5 protein-coding genes are annotated in these 7,187 nt (G+C 70.7%); 1 reads left to right on the plus strand and 4 read right to left on the minus strand.

Features of this window, described 5'->3' with window-relative positions:
* Window positions 1–31: 31 nt before the first annotated feature.
* From ACFWPT_RS33855 to ACFWPT_RS33870, 4 genes are all read right to left on the minus strand, one after another.
* A complete protein-coding gene (locus tag ACFWPT_RS33855; RefSeq protein WP_380334117.1) occupies window positions 32–1,864 on the minus strand; it encodes a bifunctional metallophosphatase/5'-nucleotidase in 1,833 nt (610 codons plus the stop codon).
* 272 nt (window positions 1,865–2,136) lie between these two features.
* A complete protein-coding gene (locus ACFWPT_RS33860; RefSeq protein WP_380486483.1) occupies window positions 2,137–2,709 on the minus strand; it encodes a hypothetical protein in 573 nt (190 codons plus the stop codon).
* Complete coding sequence (locus ACFWPT_RS33865) at window positions 2,696–4,327, minus strand: VWA domain-containing protein (protein WP_063351039.1); 1,632 nt, start codon at window positions 4,325–4,327, stop codon at window positions 2,696–2,698. Before ACFWPT_RS33865 ends, ACFWPT_RS33860 begins: the two co-directional genes overlap by 14 nt.
* 8 nt (window positions 4,328–4,335) lie before the next feature.
* Window positions 4,336–5,412, minus strand: coding sequence for a hypothetical protein (locus ACFWPT_RS33870; protein ID WP_063347154.1), 1,077 nt, complete (start codon window positions 5,410–5,412; stop codon window positions 4,336–4,338).
* A gap of 281 nt (window positions 5,413–5,693) precedes the next feature.
* Here ACFWPT_RS33870 and pyk point away from each other — a divergent pair, with 281 nt between their 5' ends.
* Window positions 5,694–7,124 carry a pyruvate kinase gene (gene pyk / locus ACFWPT_RS33875; RefSeq protein WP_063347153.1) on the plus strand — a complete coding sequence of 477 codons (1,431 nt, stop codon included), beginning with the start codon at window positions 5,694–5,696 and terminating at the stop codon, window positions 7,122–7,124.
* Window positions 7,125–7,187: the final 63 nt, after the last annotated feature.

The raw sequence follows: 7,187 nt of genomic DNA on the forward strand, positions 1-7,187 counted from the left end.
GTCCCGCGCCGACGGCCTTCGAATGGGGTGCTCAGAACACCGGCTGGCCGGCGCGCACCAGGCGCCAGGAGTCGGTGAAGAAGTCGGCCGGGTCGATGACGCCCTTGGCCTTCACCCAGGCGATCATCGTGTTGCGGATCTCGTCCGAGTTCGACCAGACCAGCTTGGCCTGCGCCACGTGCGGGAAGTTGCCGCCGCCGTTGGCACGGTAGTTGTTGACCGCCAGGACGAACTGCGCGGCCGGGTCGATCGGCTTGCCCTGGAACGACAGGTTGACGATCCGCCGGCCCTTCGGCTGCGCGATGTCGATGTCGTAGCTCAGCCCGTACAGCGAGTCGTAGTTGTAGTCCGGCGTGGTCTCCGCGCCGGTCAGCGCGTCCTTGTCGACCGGCGCGCCCGGGGCAAGCTGGTTGTAGTACTTGGCCGAGAACTCCAGGTAGTCCTTCAGCTGCGCACCCGTCAGGACGCGCGCCTCCAGGGTGTTCTCGTAGATGTACAGACCCGCCGCGTCGCGCAGCTTCACCTGGCCCGCCGGGATCAGCGCCGTCCGGTTGAACGGCGCCGCCTGCGCCAGCACCGGCAGGTTGGCGTACTGCCCGCCCGCCAGCGCCGCCTTCACCGCGTCCGCCTGCACCCGGCCGATCAGGTCGATGATCGGAGTCGCCCGGAACCGCGCCTCGGCGATCGACAGGTCCGTCTTGCAGGTGCCGATCTGCTGGTTGACGTACGCCACGACCTTCTTGTGCTGCTCGGTCAGCGCGTCCACGATCTCCGGGTTCTCCGGCACGGTGTTGGAGTTCAGCACCCGCGAGGACACCGAGAGGACCTTCCACGCGCCGTCGGCGAACTCGACGTCGAAGTCGAAGCAGCTCAGGCGCTGGCCCCAGCACAGCGGCTCGGAGAGCACCACGGTCTTACCGGTCTTCTTGTTGACGATCAGCCGCTGCGCCACCTCCTTGTGGGTGTGGCCCACCAGCACCGCGTCGATGCCCGGAACGGTCTCGGCCATCTCACCGGAGGCGTCCTCGGGCCAGGGCAGCTGGTCGCCGTAGGTGGTCGGCTCGTCGATGCCGGAGTGGGCGGAGACGACGATGACGTCCGCGCCCGCGGCCTTCATCCGGGGCACGTACTTGGCGGCCGTCTCGACGATGCCCGGGAAGACCATCTTGCCGGTGACGTTGGCCTTGTCCCAGATCGCGATGCCCGGGTTGGTGAGGCCGAGGATGCCGACCTTCAGCGGGGTGTCCTCGTCCAGCCACACCTCCTTGATCACGTACGGCTTGAAGGCCGGCTTCTCGTTCTTCGCGTGCAGCGCGTTGGCGCCCAGCAGCGGGAACTCCAGCTGGTCCTCGAAGGCCTTCAGGGTGGGGATGCCGTAGTTGAACTCGTGGTTGCCGAGCGCGGCGGCGTCGTAGCCCATGAGGTTCATCGCGACGGCCATCGGGTGGTCGGGCACGTTGTCGCCGTCGGTGGCGATCGGCTCGATCCGGGCGTAGTAGTAGGTCAGCTGGGTGCCCTGGATGATGTCGCCGGAGTCGATCAGCAGGCAGCGGTCCCAGCCCTTCTCCTCGCGGACCTGGTTGGCCAGGGTGGAGATCTTGGCGAGGCCGACGTCGTTGTGCGCCTTGTCGGCGTACACGGCGTCGGTGAAGTAGTCCCAGTTGAGCACCCGGCCGTGCAGGTCGGTGGTGCCCATGACGGTGAAGGCCTGCTTGCGGCCCTTGCGCTTGCCCTTGGCGGCCGCCGGAGCCGGCTCGGCGGCCACGGCGGCGGGGGCGGCGGCGACGACTGCTCCGCCGGTCAGGGCGGCGCCGGCGGCGGTGGCGGCGGACCGGGTGACGAAGTCACGGCGGTTCAGGGGCATGGACGACTCTCCCGGGTGGGGACTGACGGGCCGATGGACCGTCAACTGGTGTTCGGGTGGCGTGCCGACGCGCATCGACGCGCGTAGAAGGACGCGCGTAGAAGTGTGCCGTGCGGGCCCGGCCGGTGAATAGCCCTCCGACGTTTCCAGCAGGTGAGATCTTGGCGACTCGTTCGTGACGGGGGTGCGCGGAGGGTGGGGTGGTAAGGGGTTCCGGGGCAGAACCCTCGGGGTCCTGCCGGGTCCTGCCTGGGCTTCCTCGGGCAGGACCCTCAGTTCAGGTCGGCGACCAGTCGGCGCACCTCGCGGCCGAGCTCCGCCTCCGGGTCCGGCGCGTCCGGCCCCGCCCACGGCCGCCAGGTCAGCGCCCGCAGGTAGCCGGCCACCGCCACCGGCAGCCGGTGCCGCACGATCTCCGCCGGCACCGGCCCCGGCCCCGCCGAGCGCAGCGCCGCCAGCAGGCCCGCCACCCCCGCCGAATCCGGCAGCGGCACCGTGGCCAGGTAGTCGGACAGCGCCGCGAGCTCGGGATCGGGCCGCGGTGCGGGTTCCGGTGCGGGCTCCGGTTCCGGCCTGGGCGTCGACGGCAGCGGAGGCACCAGCGGCGCCACCAGCGGATCGACGGGCGGCTCCACGGGCAGGACGACGGGCGGCTCCGTCCGCGGGCCCGGCGTCAGCAGCGCGCCCGCCCCGTACAGCCCCGCCACCACCGCCGGCCACCACGTCCCGCCCAGCCCGGCGAAGTGCAGCCCCAGCCCCACCGCGCCGCCTCCGCAGCCGACCAGGTTCCGGGCCGACTCCAGGTACCGCAGCACCCGCCGGCCGGCCCCGTCACTGGTAGCCACGAATCTCCTCGAACACCCCGTCCAGCGAACCCGACCCGTCGAACAGCTTGCCGCCGCTCACGTCCGCGATCCCCTGCAACTGGCCCACCGCCGCCTCCCCGAACTTGATCGGGAACACCGGGATCGACTTCTGCCCGGACGGCAGCCCGTCGTGGAACCGCTTGAAGTCCCCGTCCGAAGCCCCCTCGTTGCTCTCCCCGTCGGTCATCAGCACGATCGACGTGAACCGGTCGTCCCCCGCCGCCGACTGCTGCCGGTCGATCACCCGGTACGCCTCCTCCAGCGAGTCGTACAGCGCCGTACCCCCCGACGCCGCCAGCGACTGCACGTCCGCGTTGATCGACGCCAGCTCCGCCTCCGGGCCCGGCTTGCTCCCCGAGGCCGGCACCGCGTGCGTCCTCGCCCACTTCACCTTCGACGCGAAGGAGATCAGCGTCACCTCCTCGCGGTCCCGGAACCGGCGCACCGCCCGGGTGTCGTCCGCCCCCGTCAACCGGCCCAGCGCCGACTTCAGCGCCGAGATCCGCGAACCCTCCATCGACCCCGAGGTGTCCAGCACGTACACCGTCCGCGACGGCCGCCGCAGCTCGTTCTGGTACGAGGCCAGCAGCCCGTCCGCCACCGCCCGGCTCCCCGGGAACGGCAGCTCCCGCCGCCGGTCCGCCGGCAGCCCGGCCGCCGGCGACACCCCCGGCGCCACCGGGCGGCGCAGCGTCACCTCGGAGATCCGTTTCTGCACGTCCTCCTTCAACAGGTACGCCGTCAACCGCTGGAAGGAGTCCCGCTCCCGCTGCGCGGACGAGGACAGCAACGACAGCGGATAGTCCGCCGACACCACCCCGTCCACCGGGCGGATCACCGTCAACTGCTGGTCCGCCGCCAGCGACTTGTTCATCGACAGCAGCACCGACTCGTAGTTCACCAGCGCCCCGACCTTGCCCGGCTCCGCCCGGGTGTACGCCTGCGCCAGCCAGCCCGAGGAACCCGACGTCAGCTTCTGGCCGGTGAAGAACTGCTTCAACTGCGGCGCCGCCTTCTGCACGTCCCCCTCGGTCAGCGCCGCCCCCGCACCCGAGAACGCCGACGCCACCGCCACCAGCGTCGAGAAGCCCGAGTTCGACCGGGACGGGTCCGCCATCCCGTACGCCAGCTTCCCGGCCGACGCCGCATCCCCGATCTGCGCCCAGGAGACCTTCGAACCGTCCCCCCAGCCGAGCTCGTTGAGGACCGAGGAGCGCACTCCCACCGCGACCGGCGACACCATCACCGGCGTCTCCGACAGCACCTTCGACTTCCCCGCGTCGTCCAGCCGCAGGTACTGGTTGGACGGGAACCACACCGCGTCGTACTTGCCGTCCGCCCGGCCCGAGGACACCGCGTCCGCGCCGTCCAGCGAGCCCGTCCAGGAGAACTGCACCGTCACCCCGGTCGCCTTCCTGGCGTCCTCCAGGATCGGCGCCAGGTCCTGCAGCTCGCTGCCGGCCAGCACCCGCAGCACCCCCGGCTGCGCCGTCGTGGCCGGCGGGTCGGACGGCTTCGGGCCCGGCGGGGTGGAGGTGCAGGCGGCGGCCGCCAGCAGGGTCGCCAGCGCGGCGACCGTCCAACTGTGCTTCTTCATCCGGGAGTTCACTGAGCCTTCCCCTTGGCGGCCTTGATCAGCCTGGTCAGGATGTCGGGCACGGGAATCTGCGGCTGGTTGACCTTCGCCGCCGCGAGATTGGGCGCGAGGACCGGGGTCTTGCCCTTCACCAGCGCGGCGAAGGCGTCCGGGTCGTCCTGCGGACGGAAGCCGAACTTCGCCTCCAGACGGCGCAGTTCGGCGTTGTCGTGCAGCTGGGCGGCCAGCCGCCGGCCGTTCGGCGTGCGGCCGACGATGGTGTGGTCGGTGTAGATGGTGGTGTCCGGGTACAGCACCACCATGTCGCCGGTCGACTCGCCCTTCAGCACCATCGCGGCGGCCTGCGACTCGTACGCGAGCACCAGCGGATTGCCGACCCCGGCCAGGAAGGCCTTGAACGGCTCGTCGCTGCTGCTCTTCTGGCCGCCCTGGATCGCGGTCGCCGTGCGCAGCACGTCCTTGGTGGCGTCGATCCCGGCCTGGTCGTAGACCACCTGGCGGTTGTTCAACAGGTACGACAGCAGGGCGATGTGCAGCGCCCCCGAGGAGGACGTCTCCGGGTCGGTGGTGGTGAGGAACACCGGGCCCTTCAACTCCGCGTGCTCGGTCGCGCCCGCGAGGTCGGGCCAGGTGCGGCCGGCCTTCAGCGCGGCCAGGTAGGCGTCCATCCGGAACGTCCACAGCCCGGTGGAATGGTCCAGGGTGGCCAGGCCGTTGCCCATCAGGACGTCCGCCACCGGGCGGTGCGCGAGGATCACCAGCGGCGAGTAGAACGGCTGGACCGGGACCTCCTTGATGTTCCAGTCCACGCGCAGCTTGTCGGCCGGCGGCTGACTGGCCGGGAACGCGAAGTCCTTCGCGTCGCCGTCCATCAGCCAGGAGCCGATGCTCTCCGCGTTCACCTTCATGCCCTGCTTGGCCAACTCGGCGACGACCTGCGGATCCTGGAAGAAGTCGCGCTTCTCCGAACCGATCAGGCCGGAGACGGTGACGATGTCGCCGCCCGGGTCGTCCTGCGGGATCAGTGCGTACGTCACCCCGCCCAGCAGGGCCAACGCCGCCAACACCCCCAGAGTGCGTCTCATGCCGAACGCCTCCCCCTCGTCCGCTACGTCGTCCGGGTGGTCACCCGGGGGTGACGAGCGTCCCGCCGGGCGGGGAGCGGCGGCCGAACCGGCGGTGAACCAAGGGTGAACACCCCTTCACGGGTTCGCATCGGAAGGCCGGACGGCGACGGCACCCGGGCAGCTGCTCGCACACCGGTCCGAGGATGTGTCAGATTGTTCAACTCGCCTTACGGCAAAGGTCATCCCGCCGTCCGGACCCGCGTCGTGGTTACGCGCCGGTAATGCCTACCCTCAGCAGTATGCGCCGAGCAAAAATCGTCTGCACCCTCGGGCCGGCCACCGACTCGTACGACCAGATCAAATCCCTGGTCGACGCCGGAATGGACATCGCCCGCTTCAACCTCAGCCACGGATCCCACGACGAGCACGAGGAACGCTACCGCCGCGTCCGCAAGGCCGCCGACGAGAGCGGCCGCAGCGTCGGCATCCTCGTCGACCTTCAAGGCCCGAAGATCCGGCTCGACACCTTCGCCCACGGCCCCGTACTTCTCGAACGCGGCGACGAGTTCACCATCTCCACCGACAACGGCGTCGTCGGAGACAAGGACATCTGCGGCACCACCTACCCCGGCCTCGCCGCGGACGTCACCCGCGGCGAACGCATCCTCGTCGACGACGGCCGGGTCACCCTGGAGGTCGTCGAGGTCGACGGGCCGCGCGTGCGCTGCCTCGTCATCGAAGGCGGCCTCGTCTCCGACCACAAGGGCCTCAACCTCCCCGGCGTCGCCGTCTCCGTCCCCGCACTCAGCGACAAGGACGTCGCCGACCTGCGGTGGGGCCTGCGCACCGGCGCCGACCTGATCGCGCTCTCCTTCGTCCGCAGCGGCCGCGACATCGAGGACGTCCACCGGATCATGGCCGAGGAGGGGCGCCTCGTCCCCGTCATCGCCAAGATCGAGAAGCCGCAGGCGGTCGACAACCTGGAATCCATCGTCGACGCCTTCGACGGCATCATGGTGGCCCGCGGCGACCTGGGCGTGGAGATGCCCCTCGAACAGGTCCCGCTCGTCCAGAAGCGCGCCGTCAAGCTCGCCAAGCGCAACGCCAAGCCGGTCATCGTCGCCACCCAGATGCTCGACTCGATGATCAACGCCTCCCGGCCCACCCGGGCCGAGGCCTCCGACGTCGCCAACGCCGTCCTCGACGGGACCGACGCCGTGATGCTCTCCGGCGAGACCTCCGTCGGCAAGTACCCCGTCGAGACCGTCAAGACCATGAGCCGCATCATCGAGGCCGCCGAAACCGACATCCTCGCCGCCGGACTGCCGCCCCTGACCACCGGCAACAAGCCGCGCACCCAGGGCGGCGCCGTCGCCCGCGCGGCCGCCGAGATCGGCGACTTCCTGGACGCCAAATACCTCATCGCCTTCACCCAGTCCGGCGACACCGCGCGCCGACTGACCCGCTACCGCTCACCCATCCCCGTCCTCGCCTTCACCTACGAACCCGCCGTCCGCAGCCAACTCGCCCTCACCTGGGGCGTCGAGACCTTCCTCGGCCCCTTCGCCCCCACCACCGACCAGATGGTCGAACAGGTCGACGCGGCCCTCCTGTCGCTCGGCCGCTGCCAGAAGGGCGACATCGTCGTCATCACCGCCGGCTCCCCGCCCGGCCTCGCCGGCTCCACCAACCTCGTCCGCGTCCACCACGTCGGGACCCTGGACAACTGACCGGAGCGGGGCGCGCGCTACGGGTGGGGCGGCGCCCCCCGGTGGAGTATTGGGGGCGGAGTG

The sequence above is a fragment of the Kitasatospora sp. NPDC058478 genome, from assembly GCF_042720345.1.
Classification (GTDB): domain Bacteria; phylum Actinomycetota; class Actinomycetes; order Streptomycetales; family Streptomycetaceae; genus Kitasatospora.